The organism is Ruegeria sp. E8, from assembly GCF_056533985.1.
In genome coordinates this window covers 319,001-337,008 of record NZ_JBQFOY010000002.1, presented here as the reverse complement: position 1 = coordinate 337,008, position 18,008 = coordinate 319,001, and the positions used below count along the sequence as shown (strand labels likewise).

Genomic DNA, 18,008 nt, shown 5'->3' with positions numbered 1-18,008 from the left:
GGAGAGAGCAGATGAGCGAAGCACTCAAGGAACTCGGCGCGCAGCTGGAACTGAAACGATCTGATTGTGTCTTGTCCTGGGATTTTACCCATGGCGAGTTGAACGTGGACGTCGCCCCGTCGAACCTGGTGGAATTCATCGAGTTCCTGAAGACTGATCAAAGTTGCAAATTCTCGACCCTGGTGGACATCACCGGTGTCGACTACCCCGAACGGGCCAAGCGGTTCGACGTGGTCTACCACTTCCTGTCGATGTACCAGAACCAGCGCATTCGCCTGCGGGTCTCGATCCGCGAAGAAGACATGGTGCCCTCAATCGTTGATGTTCACCCCTCGGCCAACTGGTTCGAGCGTGAGGTGTTCGACATGTTCGGCATCCTGTTCTCGGGCCATCCGGATTTGCGGCGCATCCTGACCGACTATGGCTTCCGCGGCTATCCGCTGCGTAAGGATTTCCCGACCACCGGTTATACTGAAGTGCGGTACGACGAGGCACAAAAGCGCGTGGTCTATGAACCGGTCAGTCTGGTGCAGGAATACCGCCAGTTCGATTTCATGTCCCCTTGGGAAGGTGCGAACTATATTCTGCCAGGGGATGAGAAACAGGAGACCTAATCATGTTCGAGTTCCTGATCTGGATTGTTCTGGTGGTGGCAACGGTCGTTCCGATGATCAAGCTGCTGCCGCATTTCGGGATCAACAAGAACTGGGCGTTTGCTTGCGTCATCTCTCCGGTCGTGATCGTCCTGCTTTGGATGATGGCGATGAAACTGCAAGAGATGGAGCGGCGCTGACATGATGGGTGAGCTGATCATTTTGGGCGCTTTGGGCGTCTTGCTTGCAGGCGTCGCTGCCAAAGCGGCCGAAGCCGAAAAGGTCCGGGTGCGGGCCGAGGCGAAAAAGAAGAAACGAGGGCGTTGATGGACGGCTCAAGATACGATGATGGCAGCACGGATGCGCTGAGCGGAGAACAGAAGATCCGCAACTTCAACATCAACTTCGGCCCGCAACACCCTGCGGCGCACGGGGTTCTGCGTCTTGTGCTTGAGCTGGACGGTGAGATCGTCGAACGTTGCGACCCGCATATCGGCCTGCTGCACCGTGGCACCGAAAAGCTGATGGAAAGCCGCACCTACCTGCAGAACCTGCCGTATTTCGATCGTCTGGATTACGTGGCGCCGATGAATCAGGAACATGCCTGGTGTCTGGCCATCGAAAAGCTGACCGGGGTTGAGGTGCCGCGTCGTGGCTCGCTGATCCGGGTGTTGTATTCCGAGATCGGGCGCATCCTGAATCACCTGTTGAACGTGACGACGCAGGCGATGGATGTCGGGGCGCTGACCCCACCGCTGTGGGGGTTCGAGGAACGCGAAAAGCTGATGGTGTTCTATGAGCGTGCCTGTGGAGCACGCCTGCACGCCGCCTATTTCCGCCCCGGCGGTGTGCACCAGGACCTGCCGCCGGAATTGCTGGACGATATCGAGGCATGGAGCCACGAATTCCCTGCTGTTCTGGACGACATCGACGGTCTGCTGACCGAAAACCGCATCTTCAAACAGCGTAACGCCGATATTGGTGTCGTGACCGAGGATGACATCCAGAAGTATGGCTTCTCGGGCGTGATGGTGCGCGGGTCGGGTCTGGCCTGGGACCTGCGCCGCGCGCAGCCCTATGAATGCTATGACGAGTTCGAGTTCCAGATCCCCGTCGGCAAGAACGGCGATTGCTATGACCGTTATCTGGTGCGGATGGAAGAGATGCGCCAGTCGCTTCTGATTATCCGTCAGGCCATCGCCAAAATCCGCGACTGCCCCGGTGACGTTCTGGCCCGAGGCAAGATCACCCCGCCGAAACGCTCGGACATGAAGACCTCGATGGAAAGCCTGATCCATCACTTCAAGTTGTATACCGAAGGCTTCCACGTGCCTGCCGGCGAGGTCTATGCCGCCGTCGAAGCCCCGAAGGGTGAGTTCGGCGTCTACCTGGTTGCTGACGGCAGCAACAAACCCTACCGCGCCAAGCTGCGTGCGCCGGGGTTCCTGCATTTGCAGGCGATGGACCATGTGGCCGGTGGACACCAACTGGCTGATGTTGCGGCCATTATCGGCACCATGGACGTCGTGTTCGGGGAGATTGACCGGTGACCAGGGCAGCGCTGATCCTGAGTATCGTTGCGGCCGCCTGCGCAACAGGCGCAGCCGCCACTCCGCACCCGACGGCTCAGGTGTTGGACGTGATGCGGGAAAACGGGTGTCGCCTGAACACAGCGGACGCCGAAAGCGCATTTTCGACGCGCGGGTTGACCCCAGAGGATGTCAGTTCAGTGATCAACGGCTGGGCCGAACAAGGACTGGCCGGGCTGGATGGGCCGATCTTTGAGATCGCTCCGGCAATTTGCGGCGCTCATGGTCTGGCTGCCGAGGATACCGAGGGGCGGGCAGATGCGCTGTATGATTTCGTTCGTCTGAACGGATGCCGAATGGGCGAAGAAGAGACCGAGATCAAGTTGCGGCCCGCCGGTTTTTCCAGGACCGAAACCCCGGAGCTGATTGAACGCCTGATTGCCGATGGCCGCGCCCGGCAGGAAGACCCTTATATAATCGTGATTGGAGATGCCTGCTAATGCTGCGCCGTCTGCACCCCGAACAACCCGATAGCTTTGCCTTTACGGCTGCCAATCAGCAGTGGGCCAAAGCACAGATCACCAAATACCCCGAGGGCCGTCAGGCCAGCGCGGTTATCCCGCTGCTGTGGCGCGCGCAGGAGCAGGAGGGCTGGCTGTCCCGTCCGGCGATTGAATCCGTGGCCGACATGCTGGGTATGGCCTATATCCGTGTGCTTGAGGTGGCCTCGTTCTACTTCATGTTCCAGCTGCAACCGGTTGGATCTGTGGCGCATATTCAGGTCTGCGGCACGACTTCCTGCATGATCTGCGGGGCCGAGGACCTGATCGCGGTCTGCAAGGACAAGATTGCCGCCAAGCCGCATGAACTGTCCACCGATGGCAAGCTGAGCTGGGAAGAGGTGGAATGCCTCGGGTCCTGCACCAACGCTCCGATGGCGCAGATCGGCAAGGATTACTATGAGGACCTGACCGCCGAGAGCTTTGGCAAGATCATCGACGATCTGGCAGCGGGCAAGGTTCCGACTCCGGGCCCACAGAACGGTCGCTATGCGGCCGAACCGCTCAGTGGTCTGACTAGTCTCAACGAACATGAGGCGGGGAAGCCTCAGTACAACGCCAGTGTCGAACTCGCCACGGACCTGAGCGACACGGTCAAACGCATCGACGGGACCGAGGTTCCGATCCTGACCCGTTGGCTGGGCAAGGATGGCAAACAGGCCGGTGCGTCGGGGGCTGCGAAACCCCCGAAAGCGCCTGAGGCTCCGAAACCGGCAGTGAAGCAGGCTGCGGAGGCGAAAGCCAAAGCCGCGCCGGCGGAGGTCAAGGAAGACCAGCCCGAGACGCTGACGGGTGCGCGAGACGGTAAGCCGGATGACCTCAAGATGCTGAAAGGCGTCGGGCCGAAGCTGGAGGAAACTCTGAACGGGTTGGGTTTCTACCACTACGACCAGATCGCCGCGTGGACGCCGGAACAAGTGGCCTGGGTGGATGCCCGGCTGAAGTTCAAGGGTCGGATCGAACGGGATGGGTGGATCGAACAGGCCGCCCAACTGGCGCAGGGCGAAGAAACCGAATTTGCCAAACGTGCCAAGGAAGACGGCACTTACAAAGACTAAATGACGGTGCCCGTCCGGGGCATCCCAGGTGAGATGGACAAGGACAAGGAACAGGCCATAGCCCGAAAGGGCCGACATATCGGCATAGTCATCGCTGTGACTATGGTGCTTTGGCTTGCCATGAACATGTTCATCGGCCCCGCGTTGGGACTGACAACGCGCCACGCGCTGCTGTTTGATTTCGCCGCCTTGGCGGGGTTCATCTATGCGGGCGTGAACATTTTTCAACTCTGGCGCATGCGCCAGGACAGCTGAAGGTTAGACACGATGCTGAAGGATCAGGACAGGATCTTTACCAACATCTACGGGATGCATGAGCGCACGCTGAAAGGCGCGCAGGCCCGGGGGCATTGGGACGGCACCGCTGGCATGATCGAAAAGGGCCGCGACTGGATCATTCAGACGATGAAGGATTCAGGCCTGCGCGGGCGCGGCGGCGCAGGCTTCCCCACCGGTCTGAAATGGTCGTTCATGCCCAAGGAAAGCGACGGGCGCCCGGCCTATCTGGTTGTGAACGCGGACGAATCCGAGCCCGGCACCTGTAAAGACCGCGAGATCATGCGCCATGATCCGCATACGTTGATCGAAGGTTGCCTGATCGCGTCTTTCGCGATGAACGCGCATACCTGCTATATTTATCTGCGCGGCGAGTACATCCGCGAGCGTGAGGCGCTACAGGCCGCGATTGATGAGGCTTATGACGCCGGACTGCTGGGCAAGAATGCTGCCGGTTCGGGGTGGGATTTCGATCTGTTCCTGCATCACGGGGCCGGGGCCTATATCTGTGGCGAGGAAACCGCCCTGATCGAAAGCCTTGAGGGCAAGAAGGGCATGCCGCGGATGAAACCTCCGTTCCCGGCAGGCGCGGGTCTTTATGGCTGCCCTACCACCGTGAACAACGTAGAATCCATCGCCGTTGTGCCGACTATTCTGCGCCGCGGTGCCGACTGGTTCGCGGGCTTTGGCCGTCAGAACAACGCGGGCACCAAGCTGTTTGCGATCTCGGGCCACGTGAACAACCCCTGCGTCGTCGAAGAGGCGATGTCGATATCCTTCGAGGAACTGATCGAAACCCATTGTGGCGGTATTCGTGGCGGCTGGGACAATCTGCTGGCGGTGATCCCCGGCGGTTCGTCGGTGCCATGCGTGCGCGGCGAAAACATGCGCGACGCGATCATGGATTTTGACTATCTGCGCAACGATCTTGGCTCGGGCCTTGGCACGGCAGCGGTGATCGTGATGGACAAGTCCACTGACATCATCAAGGCGATCTGGCGTTTGTCGAAGTTCTACAAGCACGAAAGCTGCGGCCAGTGCACGCCGTGCCGTGAAGGCACCGGTTGGATGATGCGCGTGATGGATCGCCTGGTGCGCGGTGAGGCCGAGTTGGAAGAGATCGATATGCTGTTCGACGTGACCAAACAGGTCGAAGGCCACACGATCTGCGCCCTTGGCGACGCGGCGGCCTGGCCGATCCAGGGCCTGATCCGCAACTTCCGGGAAGAAATCGAAGATCGCATCAAGGCTCAGAAATCGGGCCGTATGGGTGCGATGGCAGCGGAGTAAACGGAATGGACGTATTTGCAGAATATGGCCACGCGATTGCGTCGGTGGTGCTTTTTACACTGGTCGTACTGTTCCTGGCCCCTTTTTCGGCACTGGCCAAGCAGGGCAAGGGCCTCGCACCCGGAGCGACCCCGGATCAAGACTATGCTGATCAAGCTTATCGTCTGAACCGGGCTTACCTGAATGGAACGGAAACGATTCCGGCGTTTCTGACCGTTGTGACGGCGGCAGTGCTGCTGGGTGCCAGCCCGTTTTGGGTCAATCTGCTGGCGTCCATTGCTTTGGTCGCTCGATTGGTAATGTTGGTGGTGCATATCAAAGGCATAGGCAAGCCACACAGCGGTTTGCGGTCCGTGCTGTATGTCGTGGCCTGGGCCTGCATGGTCGTGATGGGATTGATGGCATTGGTGGCGGCGTTTTGATAGGGACACGGCGGATAAGAACCCAAAGAGGGATAGAATGAAGCCCAAAAAAACCCTTATTGTCGTGCTGGCTGTGGCAAGTCTGTCAGCTTGCGGTCTGATCACCCCCTCAGAAGATCGTCTTCTGTTCGACGGAAAATCTTTCAGGGCAAAGGCGAAGGTGGTCGACAAGAAAGTGTCGCCGACCGACTTTACCGTTGTTGTGAAGGGCGTTTCCGCGTCCCTGGACGGCGCGCGCGAGGCCGGTCGTCATGAAGGCACCAAATTCTGTATTCAGAATTTCGGATCGTCTCGAATCGATTGGAAGGTGGGGCCGGATACCGAGCCGCAAAACCTTCGTATCAGTGATGACCAACTGACATTTGCAGGTAAATGCCAGCGTCCATGACACGCGCATTTGCATATCACGACATGGGTTGCAGGGTGTTATTGCCTAGCAAGACCAGACCAATTCGTTTTGGAACTTCCAAAACGAAAGGAAACCTCATGTCTTATGCAAAAATGGCCGCTCTGGCTGCTCTGATGGCTTTCCCTGCTGTTGCAGAAGCAAAGCCCCCCTTGAGGGATGTCAAAGAGATCGACAACGAACTCTATTACATCGCCATCGCAAATGAGATTTCGGAATACTGCCCGTCGATCAGCGGGCGGCGATTGAAAGCGATCAGCGTGATGTGGGGGCTGCGGTCCAAAGCAAACAAACTGGGGTATTCGGACACTGAAATCCGCTCGTATGTCGAGTCGGATGCCGAGAAAGACCGGATGCGCACCAAGGGCGAGGCGTATCTGGCCTCGAACGGTGTGACCTATGACAACCCCAACACATTCTGCACGCTGGGGCAGAAGGAAATTCAAAGAAACAGCGCCATCGGCGTGTATTTGAGGGCGAACTAGACCATGTCTGACCTCCGCAAGATCAATATCGACGGGCAGGAAATCGAAGTCGATGGCGCTATGACACTGATCCAGGCTTGCGAACAGGCCGGGGTCGAGGTGCCGCGTTTCTGTTATCACGAGCGCCTGTCGATCGCCGGGAACTGCCGGATGTGTCTGGTCGAGGTTGTCGGTGGTCCGCCGAAACCCGCGGCGTCCTGCGCGATGCAGGTCCGTGATCTGCGTCCGGGGCCGGAAGGCCAGCCGCCGGTGGTCAAGACCAACTCGCCCATGGTCAAGAAGGCCCGCGAAGGGGTGATGGAGTTCCTGCTGATCAACCATCCGCTGGATTGCCCGATCTGCGATCAGGGTGGCGAGTGTGACCTGCAGGATCAGGCGATGGCCTACGGCCTCTCGGGCACGCGTTTCAAGGAAGCCAAGCGCGCGGTGGATGATCTGGATCTGGGTCCGCTGGTTGGCACCGCGATGACGCGTTGTATCAGTTGCACCCGCTGTGTGCGGTTCACGACTGAGGTTGCCGGGATCACCCAGATGGGCCAGACCGGGCGCGGTGAGGATGCCGAGATTACCTCGTATCTGAACGAGACGCTGAATTCGAACTTGCAGGGCAATATCATCGACCTGTGCCCAGTCGGGGCACTGACCTCCAAGCCTTATGCCTTCACAGCGCGCCCGTGGGAGCTGACAAAGACCGAGTCCATCGACGTGATGGACGCCTTGGGCTCGAACATCCGAGTCGATACCAAAGGGCGCGAAGTGATGCGCTTCCTGCCGCGCAACCATGATGGCGTGAACGAAGAGTGGATCAGCGACAAGACCCGCTTTGTCTGGGACGGGCTGCGCCGTCAGCGTCTGGACAAGCCCTATGTGCGCGAGAATGGCAAGCTGCGACCGGCCTCATGGCCCGAGGCGCTGACCAAGGCCGCAGAAGCGCTGAAAGGCGCTGAGAAACCCGCCGGGATCGTGGGTGACCTGGTGCCGGTCGAGGCCGCATTCGCGCTGAAACAGATGATCGAGGGGCGGGGCGGTGTCGTTGAGTGTCGCACTGATGGTGCCAAGCTGCCTGCGGGCAATCGTGCCGCTTATGCCGGAACCGCCGCGATTGAAGATATCGATACGGCCGAGCGCATTCTGCTGATCGGCACCAACCCGCGGGATGAGGCTCCGGTTCTGAACGCGCGCATCCGCAAGGCTTGGGCGCATGGGGCCGAGGTGGCTCTGGTTGGGTCGGCGGTCGATCTGACATATGCGTACCACCACATGGGCGATGACCGCGCGGCGTTGCAGAAAGTTGTCGACATGGGCGGCGATGATGAGATCAAGGGCAAACGCTCGCTGGTCATCGTCGGGCAGGGCGCGCTGCAAGAGGCGGATGGCGCCGCCGTACTGGCCGCCGCGCAAGCCATTGCTGGCAATACCGAAAGTGGCCTGATCGTGCTGCACACGGCTGCGTCTCGCGTCGGTGCGATGGATGTGGATGCCACCAACGAAGGCGGCATGGATGCAATCAACGCCGCAGACGTGATCTACAACCTCGGTGCGGATGAAGTCGAAATCGGCGATGGGGCATTTGTCATCTATCAGGGCAGCCACGGAGACCGGGGCGCGCACCGCGCCGACGTGATCCTGCCGGGTGCGGCGTACACTGAGGAAAACGGTCTGTTCGTGAACACCGAAGGCCGCCCGCAATTGGCGATGCGCGCCGGGTTCGCGCCGGGAGAGGCGAAGGAAAACTGGGCCATCCTGCGGGCGCTTTCGGCAGATCTGGGCGCGACGCTGCCCTTTGACTCGCTGGCGCAACTGCGTACCGCACTGATCGAAGCGGTGCCGCACCTGTCGCGCATTGACGAAGTGATCGAGAATGAAGTTCAGGCGCTCGAGGCTGGATCTCTGGGCGCGGCGACATTCCGCAATGCGGTCAAGGAATTCTACCTGACGAACCCGATCGCGCGCGCGTCGCAGCTGATGGCCGAGCTTTCCGCGCAGGCGCAGGCGCGCAAAGCCGAGAAGATTGCGGCGGAATGATCCAGACCCGTTTCATATCGCTTTTTGACATCGGCGCTATGGTGGCCGGAGAATTGCGCAAGAAACGCAACAAAAAGGGTGGCGCAATGGCAGCAGATGCTGTTTACACCAACGCGCCGACCCAGCCGCAATTTGCGCAGGCATCTGGCCTTTGCATCGCGCGCGGAAAACGGAATACCCACGGTGTGAGGACCAATGGCTGATTTCTTTAACACCCCAGGCGGAATAGCCATCATCATCTTGGCGCAAGTGCTTGCCGTTGTTGCCTTTGTGATGATCTCGCTGTTGTTCCTCGTTTATGGCGACCGCAAGATATGGGCGGCGGTACAGATGCGTCGCGGACCCAACGTGGTGGGCGTCTATGGCCTGCTGCAATCGGTGGCGGACGCGCTGAAATATGTGGTCAAAGAGGTGGTGATCCCGGCAGGGGCTGATCGGACCGTCTTTATCCTCGCACCGCTGACCTCGTTTGTTCTGGCCATGATCGCCTGGGCGGTGATCCCGTTCAACGATGGTTGGGTGCTGTCAGATATCAACGTCGCCATCCTCTATGTTTTCGCCGTGTCCTCGCTGGAGGTTTATGGCGTGATTATGGGCGGTTGGGCGTCGAACTCAAAGTACCCGTTCCTTGGCTCGCTACGCTCGGCCGCGCAGATGATTTCCTATGAAGTCTCGATCGGTCTGATCATCATCGGCATCATCATCTCGACCGGTTCGATGAATTTCGGCGACATCGTGCGGGCGCAGGATGGCTCGTTTGGCTTCTTCAGCTGGTACTGGCTGCCGCATTTCCCGATGGTCTTCCTGTTCTTCATCTCGGCACTGGCCGAGACCAACCGGCCCCCGTTCGACCTGCCCGAGGCGGAATCGGAACTGGTCGCCGGTTATCAGGTCGAATACTCAGCCACGCCGTTCCTGCTGTTCATGGCGGGTGAATACATCGCCATCTTCCTGATGTGTGCGCTGACCACGCTGCTGTTTTTCGGCGGCTGGCTGTCGCCGATCCCCGGCCTGCCCGATGGCGTGCTGTGGATGGTCGCCAAGATGGCGTTCTTCTTCTTCATCTTCGCGATGGTCAAGGCGATCACGCCCCGCTACCGCTATGACCAGCTGATGCGTCTGGGCTGGAAAGTGTTCCTGCCGTTCTCGCTGGCCTGGGTGGTCTTCGTGGCCTTTGCGGCGAAATTCGACTGGTTCTGGGGCGCGTTTGCCCGTTGGAGCGTAGGAGGCTGATATGACCCAAATCGACTATACCCGCGCTGCCAAGTACTTCCTGTTGCAGGACTTCTGGGTCGGCATGAAGCTTGGGCTAAAATACTTCTTCGCGCCCAAGGCCACCGTGAATTATCCGCACGAAAAGGGCCCTCTGTCACCGCGGTTCAGGGGGGAGCACGCTCTGCGTCGTTACCCGAATGGCGAGGAACGCTGCATCGCCTGCAAACTGTGCGAGGCGATCTGCCCGGCGCAAGCCATCACAATTGATGCCGAGCCAAGAGAAGACGGCAGCCGCCGCACCACGCGCTATGACATCGACATGACCAAATGCATCTATTGCGGTTTCTGCCAAGAAGCTTGCCCGGTCGATGCCATCGTCGAAGGCCCAAATTTTGAGTTTGCCACCGAAACCCGGGAAGAGCTGTTCTACGACAAGGAAAAGCTGCTGGATAATGGCGAACGTTGGGAAGCCGAGATCGCCCGCAACCTGGAAATGGACGCGCCGTACAGATGACGAAAGTGTTCTTATCGCAGTGGAAGTTTTATCTCGTCTTGCTCACGGGTTTCTCGATACTTGCCTTAATTAGGTGGCAAATGGGTTTCGATGGAGCCGTTGAAGCAGTTCTTTTTGGGCTCGTATTGTGCGCGTCGTTATTTGCGACTGATCTATTTTTGTCGAAGTACAAGAAACCGGGATTAGACGTCTATCTGTATATTCTCATTTTTGTCGCATCGACGGCTTACTGGTTGCGCCCCCAATGACTGATAATCCGACAAATCCGTTCGAGCTGATGATGCGCCAAGCTCAGGACATGGCCAAGGCGATGAACCCGGCGATGGAAAGCTTCTCGCCTAAAGGGTTCGAGGCGCTGTGGCCGACCATGCCCAAAGAGGTCATGGAGATGATGTTCGGCAACACCGTCAACAAGGACGGGCTGGATGCCAAGACCCGGCTTTTGCTGACGCTGGCCGGGCTGACCTGTCAGGGCGCACAGGCGGACGCGGCGGTACGCCAGACCGTGCGCCACGCGTTGGAGGCCGGCGCCAAGAAACAAGAGATCGTGGAAACGATCGGTCAGATGTCGGTCTTTGCCGGCATCCCGGCCATGACCCGCGCGCTGGATCTGGCGCAAGAGGCCATGGGCGACAACGAGGATGAGGATCAATGACCGTCTTTGCCTTCTACCTGTTTGCTATCAGCGCCATCACCGGCGGGCTGTTCACGGTGATCAGCCGCCAACCTGTGCACTCGGTGCTGTGGCTGATCCTGTCCTTCCTGTCCGCGGCGGGGCTATTCGTGCTGCTGGGGGCCGAGTTCGTGGCGATGCTGCTGATCATCGTCTACGTGGGCGCGGTCGCGGTGCTGTTCCTGTTTGTGGTGATGATGCTGGACGTGGACTTTGCCGAGTTCAAGGCCGAGATGGCGCGCTATATGCCGCTGGCCCTGTTGATCGGTCTGGTCATCCTGATGCAGTTCGTCATGGCCTTTGGCGCATGGGACAGCGCGCAGGGCATTGAGGCCAATCTGGCCCAGCCGGTCCCAACAGACCGCCACAACACCGAGGCGCTCGGCGTCATCCTTTATGATCAATACTTCCTTCTGTTCCAGCTTGCGGGCCTGATCCTGCTGGTCGCCATGATCGGCGCCATTGTGCTGACCCTGCGCCACCGTCAGGACATCAAGCGTCAGGACATCGTCGGCCAAATGATGCGCGACCCGGCCAAGGCGATGGAGCTGAAGGATGTGAAACCGGGGCAGGGACTTTGACATTGCCGCTGGTACTTTCTGTGGATTACTGGCTGCTGAAACTACTAGTTGCGGTGCCTTTCATACTTGCTTGGGTCGGGTATAGGGCAGCGAAGAACAGGAAACGAATGGGACCGAAAGAAAATGATCGGACTTGAACATTACCTGACTGTGGCAGCGACGCTGTTCGTCATCGGCATCTTCGGTCTCTTCCTGAACCGCAAGAACGTCATCATCCTGCTGATGAGCATCGAACTGATGCTGCTGGCGGTGAATATCAACCTCGTGGCGTTCTCCAGTTTTCTCGGCGATCTGGTCGGGCAGGTGTTTACGCTGTTCGTTCTGACCGTGGCGGCGGCCGAGGCGGCGATTGGGCTGGCCATTCTGGTCTGCTTCTTCCGCAACCGCGGCACCATCGCGGTTGAAGACGTCAATATGATGAAGGGGTAAGGGAACATGGAAACCACCATCCTCTTTGCCCCGCTGGTGGGCGCGCTGCTCTGCGGGTTCGGCTGGAAGTTCATTGGTGAAAAAGCCGCCATGTGGACCGCCACCGGCCTGCTGTTTCTGGCCTGTCTTCTGTCGTGGATCGTGTTCTTCACGTTTGACGGGGTGACCCAGCAGATCGAGATCATGCGCTGGATCGAGAGCGGATCGCTGTCGACAAGCTGGGCCATCCGTCTGGACCGTCTGACCGCAATCATGCTGATTGTGGTGACGACCGTTTCGGCGCTCGTACACCTCTATTCCTTCGGCTACATGGATCACGATCCACAGTGGCGCGAGGGCGAGAGCTATAAGCCGCGTTTCTTCGCCTATCTGTCCTTCTTTACTTTCGCGATGCTGATGCTGGTGACGGCGGATAATCTGGTGCAGATGTTCTTTGGCTGGGAAGGCGTTGGCGTCGCGTCCTATCTGCTGATCGGGTTCTATTATCGCAAACCGTCGGCCAACGCTGCTGCGATCAAGGCTTTCGTTGTCAACCGGGTGGGCGATTTTGGCTTTGCGCTGGGTATCTTTGCGCTGTTCTTCCTGACTGACAGCATCAACTTCTCGGACATTTTTGCGTCGGCCTCGACACTTTCGGAAACGCAGCTGAACTTTCTCTGGGGAGAGTGGAATGCGGTCGAAGTGATCTGTGTTCTGCTGTTCATCGGAGCGATGGGTAAATCGGCGCAGTTGATCCTGCACACCTGGTTGCCGGATGCGATGGAAGGTCCGACGCCCGTGTCGGCTCTGATCCACGCCGCGACCATGGTGACTGCTGGTGTGTTCCTCGTTTGCCGCATGTCACCGCTGATGGAATTCGCGCCGGGGGCGACCGGGTTCATCACTTTCCTCGGGGCCTCGACCGCGTTCTTTGCCGCGACCGTGGGTCTGGTGCAGACCGACATCAAGCGCGTCATCGCCTATTCGACCTGTTCGCAACTGGGCTATATGTTCGTGGCTGCTGGCGTCGGCATGTACTCGGCGGCGATGTTCCACCTGTTCACGCACGCGTTCTTCAAGGCGCTGTTGTTCCTTGGTGCCGGTTCGGTGATCCATGCGATGCATCACGAGCAGGAGATGACCGAATACGGCGGCCTGCGGAAGAAAATCCCCTATACGTTCTGGGCGATGATGATCGGGACGCTGGCTATCACTGGTGTGGGCATTCCGCTGACCCAGATCGGGTTCGCCGGGTTCCTGTCAAAAGACGCGATTATCGAAAGCGCCTTTGCGGGCGGTACCGGCTATGCGTTCTGGATGCTGGTCATCGCGGCCATGTTTACCTCTTTCTACAGCTGGCGTCTTATCTTCCTGACCTTCTACGGCACACCACGCGGTGATCAGCATACGCATGATCATGCGCACGAAAGCCCGATGACCATGTTGGTGCCGCTGGGCGTTCTGTCTCTGGGCGCGGTGTTTGCGGGCATGATCTGGTACGGTAATTTCTTTGGCCATACGGACAAGGTGGGCAAGTTCTATGGAATCCCTGTGGCCGAGGCGTCGGAACATGCTGAGGCGGGCGATCATGGAACGGAAGATACGCACGCAGATGACGGCCACTCCGACGATGGCCACGCCGATGACGCCGCGCACGATGACAAACCCGCGAAGGGTGGCGACCACCACTATGCGTTTGCGGGCGAGCCGGGTGAAGGGGCGATCTATATCGCGCCGGATAACCATGTCCTCGACGATGCGCATGCCGCTCCGAAATGGGTCAAGGTCTCGCCGTTTGTCGCGATGCTGCTGGGCTTTGTTGTGGCGTACTGGTTCTACATCGTGAACACGTCGCTGCCTGCCCGTTTGGCAGCGAACCAGCGTCCTCTTTACCTGTTCCTGTTGAACAAGTGGTACTTTGACGAGATTTACGATGCGGTCTTCGTCAAACCTACCGTGGCACTCGGCCGGTTCCTGTGGAAACGCGGGGACGGTAACACGATCGATGGCTTCCTGAACGGAGTTGCAATGGGCGTTGTTCCCTTCTTCACCCGCCTCGCAGGCAAGGCGCAGACGGGTTACATCTTTACTTACGCGTTCTGGATGGTGCTGGGCATCGCAGCCCTTGTCACCTGGATGTCGATTGGCGGAGGAGCGCAGTAATGGACAACATCCTCTCGATCGTTACCTTCATCCCGGCCATCGCAGCGGGTATCCTGGCGTTGTTCCTGCAAGGGGACGACGCGGCGGCTCAGCGGAATGCCAAGTGGATCGCGCTGCTGGCCACGACCGTTACTTTTTTGGTCTCGATTGGTATCTATACCGGCTTCGATCCGTCCAACACCGGCTTCCAGATGGTGGAAGAAGGCGAGTGGCTGCTGGGTCTGAAATACAAGATGGGTGTCGACGGCATCAGCGTTCTGTTCGTGCTGCTCACCACCTTCATCATGCCGCTGACCATTCTGGCCAGCTGGCATGTAACTGACCGCGTCAAGGAATACATGGTGGCGTTCCTGCTGCTGGAAACGCTGATGCTGGGCGTATTCATGGCGCTGGATCTGGTGTTGTTCTACCTGTTCTTCGAAGCGGGACTGATCCCAATGTTCCTGATCATCGGTATCTGGGGCGGCAAGGATCGTATCTACGCGAGCTTCAAGTTCTTCCTCTACACCTTCCTCGGCTCGGTGCTGATGTTGGTGGCGATGGTGGCGATGTATGCCGATGCGGGCACCACGGATATCGAGGCACTGATGCACCATCAGTTCTCGTCCGAAGGGTTCAGCGTGCTGGGCGTCTATATCGTCGGCGGCATGCAGACGCTGATGTTCTTGGCGTTCTTTGCCTCGTTTGCGGTGAAAATGCCGATGTGGCCGGTTCACACCTGGTTGCCGGATGCCCACGTTCAGGCGCCGACCGCCGGTTCGGTTGTTCTGGCGGCAATCTTGCTGAAGATGGGCGGCTATGGCTTCCTGCGGTTCAGCCTGCCTATGTTCCCTGTGGGCTCGGCGGTGATGACCGATCTGGTGCTGTGGATGTCTGCGATTGCGGTCGTCTATACCTCGCTGGTGGCGCTGGTGCAGGAGGACATGAAAAAGCTGATCGCCTATTCCTCGGTCGCGCATATGGGCTTTGTGACCATGGGTATCTTTGCGGCGAACCAGCAGGGCATCGACGGCGCGATTTTCCAGATGCTCAGTCACGGGTTCATCTCGGCGGCGCTCTTCCTTTGTGTCGGCGTGATCTACGACCGGATGCACACCCGCGACATTGAGGCCTATGGCGGTCTGGTCATCCGGATGCCCGCATACGCGCTGGTCTTCATGCTGTTCACCATGGCCAATGTCGGCCTGCCGGGAACCTCGGGGTTCATCGGAGAATTCCTGACCCTGATGGGAGCCTTCCAGGTCAACACTTGGGTGACGGCCGTGGCGGCGACGGGCGTGATTTTCTCGGCGGCCTATGCGCTGTGGCTGTATCGCCGGGTGGTCTTTGGCGATCTGATCAAGGAAAGCCTGAAGGCGATGACCGACATGAGCTCGCGCGAGCGGCTGATCTTTGCACCGCTGATCGTGATGACCATCTTGCTGGGGGTTTACCCGTCGCTGGTGACCGATGTGATCGGCAACTCGACCGCCGCGCTGATCTCGAACTATGACACGGCTCTGGCCGCAGCCGAGGCTGCGACCCAGACGGCCGCTTCGCATTAAGGAGGCTTTGGAGACATGATCCAGGCTGATCTGACAATAATCCTGCCGGAAATCGTTCTGGCCGTGTATGCGATGGCGGCTCTGATCGGGGCTGTCTACACGTCGAAAGACGGGCTGGCGTCGTTGCTGGTCTGGACCACGGCCGGTCTGATGGCTCTTCTGGCGATTTGGATTGCCACCCAGGGCGATGGCACCAATGTCGCGTTCAACGGGATGTTCGTGGATGACGGCTTTGCCCGCTTTTCCAAGGTCGCCATCCTGCTGTCCGCAGGCGCTGTTTTGGTCATGAGCCAGGAATACATGGCGCGCCGGGACCTACTGCGCTTTGAATACCCGCTGCTGGTAGCGCTTGCCGCCGTGGGTATGATGATGATGGTCAGCGCAGGCGATCTGATGTCGCTTTACATGGGGCTCGAACTGCAATCGCTCTCGCTCTACGTTGTGGCGGCATTGCGTCGGGACAGCGCGAAATCGACCGAAGCGGGTCTGAAGTACTTTGTGCTGGGCGCGCTCAGTTCGGGTCTGCTGCTGTATGGTGCGTCGCTGGTTTACGGCTTCACCGGCACCACACTGTTCTCGGGCATTATCCAGACTGTCCATCACGGAGACGTCTCGGTTGGTCTGCTGTTTGGCCTGATCTTCCTGATCTCGGGCCTTGCCTTCAAGGTTTCGGCGGTTCCGTTTCACATGTGGACGCCGGACGTTTACGAAGGCTCGCCCACGCCGATCACCGCCTTCTTTGCCACCGCGCCCAAGGTTGCGGCGATGGCGCTGTTCGCGCGTCTGCTGCATGACGCGTTCGGCGGCGTTGTCAAAGACTGGCAGCAGGTGATCGTGCTGCTTTCGGTGCTGTCGATGCTGCTGGGTGCCGTGGCTGCGATTGGGCAGCGCGACATCAAACGACTGATGGCGTTTTCGTCGATTGCCCATATGGGCTATGCGCTGATCGGTCTGGCGGCAGGGACCGAACTGGGTATCAAAGCGATGCTGATGTATCTGGCGATTTATGTGACCATGAATATCGGTACTTTCGCCTTCATTCTGATGATGGAGCGCGATGGTAAGCCGATCACCGACATTGACGCGCTGCGCCAGTATTCCAAACGTGATCCGGGCAAGGCGCTGGCCGTTCTGATCCTGATGTTCTCACTGGCCGGTGTACCACCGATGTTGGGCTTTTTTGCGAAGTTCGGTGTCTGGCAAGCCGGTGTCAGCGCAGGCTTGACCGGTCTGGTTATCGTCTCGGCCATCGCCTCAGTCATCGGCGCATTCTATTACCTGCGGATCGTGTTCTACATGTATTTCGGAGAGGAAAACGAAGACCCGATCGAAACCCGGTCGACGCCTGTGCTTTGGGTTGCATTGATGGGTTCAGCCGCTTTGATGCTGGTCGGTATCTTCTATCAATTCGGTGTTGAGGGCGCGGCGGCAGCTGCGGCGGCTACACTTGTCAACTGAACGTTTTGAACAACTGGCAGGAGGGGCTCGGTCGTGTGACCGGGCCTTTTTGATATGACCAAGTGGCCCCAGGGGTACGGCCTGCACGAGGTGCAGGAAGTCGATAGCACACTGAACGAGGCGGCGCGGATCGCCCCCAATGCCCGTGGTCCGGTCTGGATTATGGCGCACCACCAAACCGCAGCGCGTGGGCGGCGTGGGCGGACCTGGGCCAACCCCATGGGCAATCTGGCCGTGACATTGCTGATGCGCCCGCAAGGCGCACCGGAGCAGGCGGCGTTGCGCAGTTTCGTGGCAGCGCTGGCGCTGTTTGATGCCTGTGTTGCCGTGACCGGACGGACTGCCGGACTGTCGCTGAAATGGCCCAATGATGTGCTGCTGAACGGGGGCAAGCTGGCCGGTATCCTGCTGGAAAGCACGGGGCAGGGGAGAGGTGTGGCGCATTTGTCCATTGGTATCGGCGTGAATCTGGCCAATGCCCCGGACGCTGGTGCTGTGGAGCCCGGTGCGCTCCGGCCTGTCTCATTGCTGTCGGAAACCGGGGCGCATGTTTCGCCCGAGGATTTTCTGACTGAACTGGCGGCGGCCTACGCCACCTATGAAACCCAATTCGTCACATATGGATTCGAGCCGATCCGCACCGCCTGGCTGTCCCGCGCGGCCCGTCTGGGCGAGGTCATTACGGCACGTACCGGCACGTCAGAGACGGTTGGGACCTTCGAAACGGTGGACGCAAGCGGTAACCTTGTCTTAAACACCGCCAAAGGCCGCGTTAGCATTCCTGCGGCAGATGTCTATTTCTGAGAGG

Annotated in this window: 22 protein-coding genes; all 22 read left to right on the top strand. The window is 59.0% G+C overall.

Annotated features, from left to right (window positions below; genetic code table 11):
• The first annotated feature begins 11 nt into the window (after window positions 1-11).
• Entirely contained in the window at window positions 12-614 is a 603-nt protein-coding gene (locus tag ACR0LF_RS05275) for an NADH-quinone oxidoreductase subunit C (protein ID WP_480576005.1), read from the top strand.
• Between the two features lie 2 nt (window positions 615-616).
• The gene (locus ACR0LF_RS05270) at window positions 617-793 is read left to right on the top strand and encodes a hypothetical protein (protein ID WP_480576002.1); all 177 of its coding nucleotides are present in this window, start codon (window positions 617-619) and stop codon (window positions 791-793) included.
• 1 nt (window position 794) lies between these two features.
• Complete coding sequence (locus ACR0LF_RS05265; protein ID WP_480856071.1) at window positions 795-920, top strand: hypothetical protein; 126 nt, start codon at window positions 795-797, stop codon at window positions 918-920.
• Window positions 920-2,143, top strand: coding sequence for an NADH-quinone oxidoreductase subunit D (locus tag ACR0LF_RS05260; RefSeq protein WP_480575996.1), 1,224 nt, complete (start codon window positions 920-922; stop codon window positions 2,141-2,143). The genes ACR0LF_RS05265 and ACR0LF_RS05260 overlap by 1 nt, the downstream gene beginning before the upstream one ends.
• Window positions 2,140-2,622, top strand: a complete 483-nt coding sequence (locus ACR0LF_RS05255; RefSeq protein ID WP_480575993.1) for a hypothetical protein — start codon at window positions 2,140-2,142, stop codon at window positions 2,620-2,622. The genes ACR0LF_RS05260 and ACR0LF_RS05255 overlap by 4 nt, the downstream gene beginning before the upstream one ends.
• Window positions 2,622-3,740 (top strand): NADH-quinone oxidoreductase subunit NuoE, encoded by a 1,119-nt coding sequence (gene nuoE, locus ACR0LF_RS05250; RefSeq protein WP_480575990.1) that lies wholly within the window; start codon window positions 2,622-2,624, stop codon window positions 3,738-3,740. The genes ACR0LF_RS05255 and nuoE overlap by 1 nt, the downstream gene beginning before the upstream one ends.
• A 33-nt stretch (window positions 3,741-3,773) precedes the next feature.
• The gene (locus ACR0LF_RS05245; RefSeq protein WP_480576194.1) at window positions 3,774-3,995 is read left to right on the top strand and encodes a DUF5337 domain-containing protein; all 222 of its coding nucleotides are present in this window, start codon (window positions 3,774-3,776) and stop codon (window positions 3,993-3,995) included.
• A gap of 12 nt (window positions 3,996-4,007) precedes the next feature.
• Window positions 4,008-5,306, top strand: a complete 1,299-nt coding sequence (gene nuoF / locus ACR0LF_RS05240; RefSeq protein WP_480575987.1) for an NADH-quinone oxidoreductase subunit NuoF — start codon at window positions 4,008-4,010, stop codon at window positions 5,304-5,306.
• Window positions 5,307-5,311: 5 nt separating this feature from the next.
• Complete coding sequence (locus tag ACR0LF_RS05235; RefSeq protein ID WP_480575984.1) at window positions 5,312-5,728, top strand: MAPEG family protein; 417 nt, start codon at window positions 5,312-5,314, stop codon at window positions 5,726-5,728.
• Between the two features lie 37 nt (window positions 5,729-5,765).
• On the top strand, window positions 5,766-6,116 hold the full coding sequence (locus ACR0LF_RS05230; protein ID WP_480575981.1) for a hypothetical protein: 351 nt from the start codon (window positions 5,766-5,768) through the stop codon (window positions 6,114-6,116).
• Window positions 6,117-6,214: 98 nt separating this feature from the next.
• Window positions 6,215-6,619, top strand: a complete 405-nt coding sequence (locus ACR0LF_RS05225) for a DUF5333 domain-containing protein (RefSeq protein WP_480575977.1) — start codon at window positions 6,215-6,217, stop codon at window positions 6,617-6,619.
• 3 nt (window positions 6,620-6,622) lie between these two features.
• A complete protein-coding gene (nuoG, locus tag ACR0LF_RS05220; protein WP_480575974.1) occupies window positions 6,623-8,644 on the top strand; it encodes an NADH-quinone oxidoreductase subunit NuoG in 2,022 nt (673 codons plus the stop codon).
• Complete coding sequence (locus tag ACR0LF_RS05215; RefSeq protein ID WP_480575971.1) at window positions 8,641-8,847, top strand: hypothetical protein; 207 nt, start codon at window positions 8,641-8,643, stop codon at window positions 8,845-8,847. The genes nuoG and ACR0LF_RS05215 overlap by 4 nt, the downstream gene beginning before the upstream one ends.
• Window positions 8,840-9,877: an NADH-quinone oxidoreductase subunit NuoH gene (gene nuoH / locus ACR0LF_RS05210; protein ID WP_480575967.1), complete on the top strand. Its 1,038-nt coding sequence runs from the start codon at window positions 8,840-8,842 to the stop codon at window positions 9,875-9,877. The genes ACR0LF_RS05215 and nuoH overlap by 8 nt, the downstream gene beginning before the upstream one ends.
• Before the next feature lies 1 nt (window position 9,878).
• Entirely contained in the window at window positions 9,879-10,373 is a 495-nt protein-coding gene (gene nuoI / locus ACR0LF_RS05205) for an NADH-quinone oxidoreductase subunit NuoI (protein WP_039524264.1), read from the top strand.
• A 244-nt stretch (window positions 10,374-10,617) separates the two neighbouring features.
• Window positions 10,618-11,028, top strand: coding sequence for a carboxymuconolactone decarboxylase family protein (locus tag ACR0LF_RS05200; protein ID WP_480575964.1), 411 nt, complete (start codon window positions 10,618-10,620; stop codon window positions 11,026-11,028).
• Window positions 11,025-11,627 carry an NADH-quinone oxidoreductase subunit J gene (locus ACR0LF_RS05195; protein ID WP_480575961.1) on the top strand — a complete coding sequence of 201 codons (603 nt, stop codon included), beginning with the start codon at window positions 11,025-11,027 and terminating at the stop codon, window positions 11,625-11,627. Before ACR0LF_RS05200 ends, ACR0LF_RS05195 begins: the two co-directional genes overlap by 4 nt.
• Window positions 11,628-11,750: 123 nt before the next feature.
• A complete protein-coding gene (gene nuoK, locus ACR0LF_RS05190; protein ID WP_005984024.1) occupies window positions 11,751-12,056 on the top strand; it encodes an NADH-quinone oxidoreductase subunit NuoK in 306 nt (101 codons plus the stop codon).
• A 6-nt stretch (window positions 12,057-12,062) separates the two neighbouring features.
• Window positions 12,063-14,198 (top strand): NADH-quinone oxidoreductase subunit L, encoded by a 2,136-nt coding sequence (gene nuoL / locus ACR0LF_RS05185; protein WP_480575957.1) that lies wholly within the window; start codon window positions 12,063-12,065, stop codon window positions 14,196-14,198.
• Window positions 14,198-15,742, top strand: a complete 1,545-nt coding sequence (locus tag ACR0LF_RS05180; protein ID WP_480575953.1) for an NADH-quinone oxidoreductase subunit M — start codon at window positions 14,198-14,200, stop codon at window positions 15,740-15,742. Before nuoL ends, ACR0LF_RS05180 begins: the two co-directional genes overlap by 1 nt.
• A gap of 15 nt (window positions 15,743-15,757) precedes the next feature.
• Complete coding sequence (gene nuoN / locus ACR0LF_RS05175) at window positions 15,758-17,200, top strand: NADH-quinone oxidoreductase subunit NuoN (RefSeq protein WP_480575950.1); 1,443 nt, start codon at window positions 15,758-15,760, stop codon at window positions 17,198-17,200.
• 54 nt (window positions 17,201-17,254) lie between these two features.
• A complete protein-coding gene (locus tag ACR0LF_RS05170; RefSeq protein WP_480575947.1) occupies window positions 17,255-18,004 on the top strand; it encodes a biotin--[acetyl-CoA-carboxylase] ligase in 750 nt (249 codons plus the stop codon).
• Window positions 18,005-18,008: the final 4 nt, after the last annotated feature.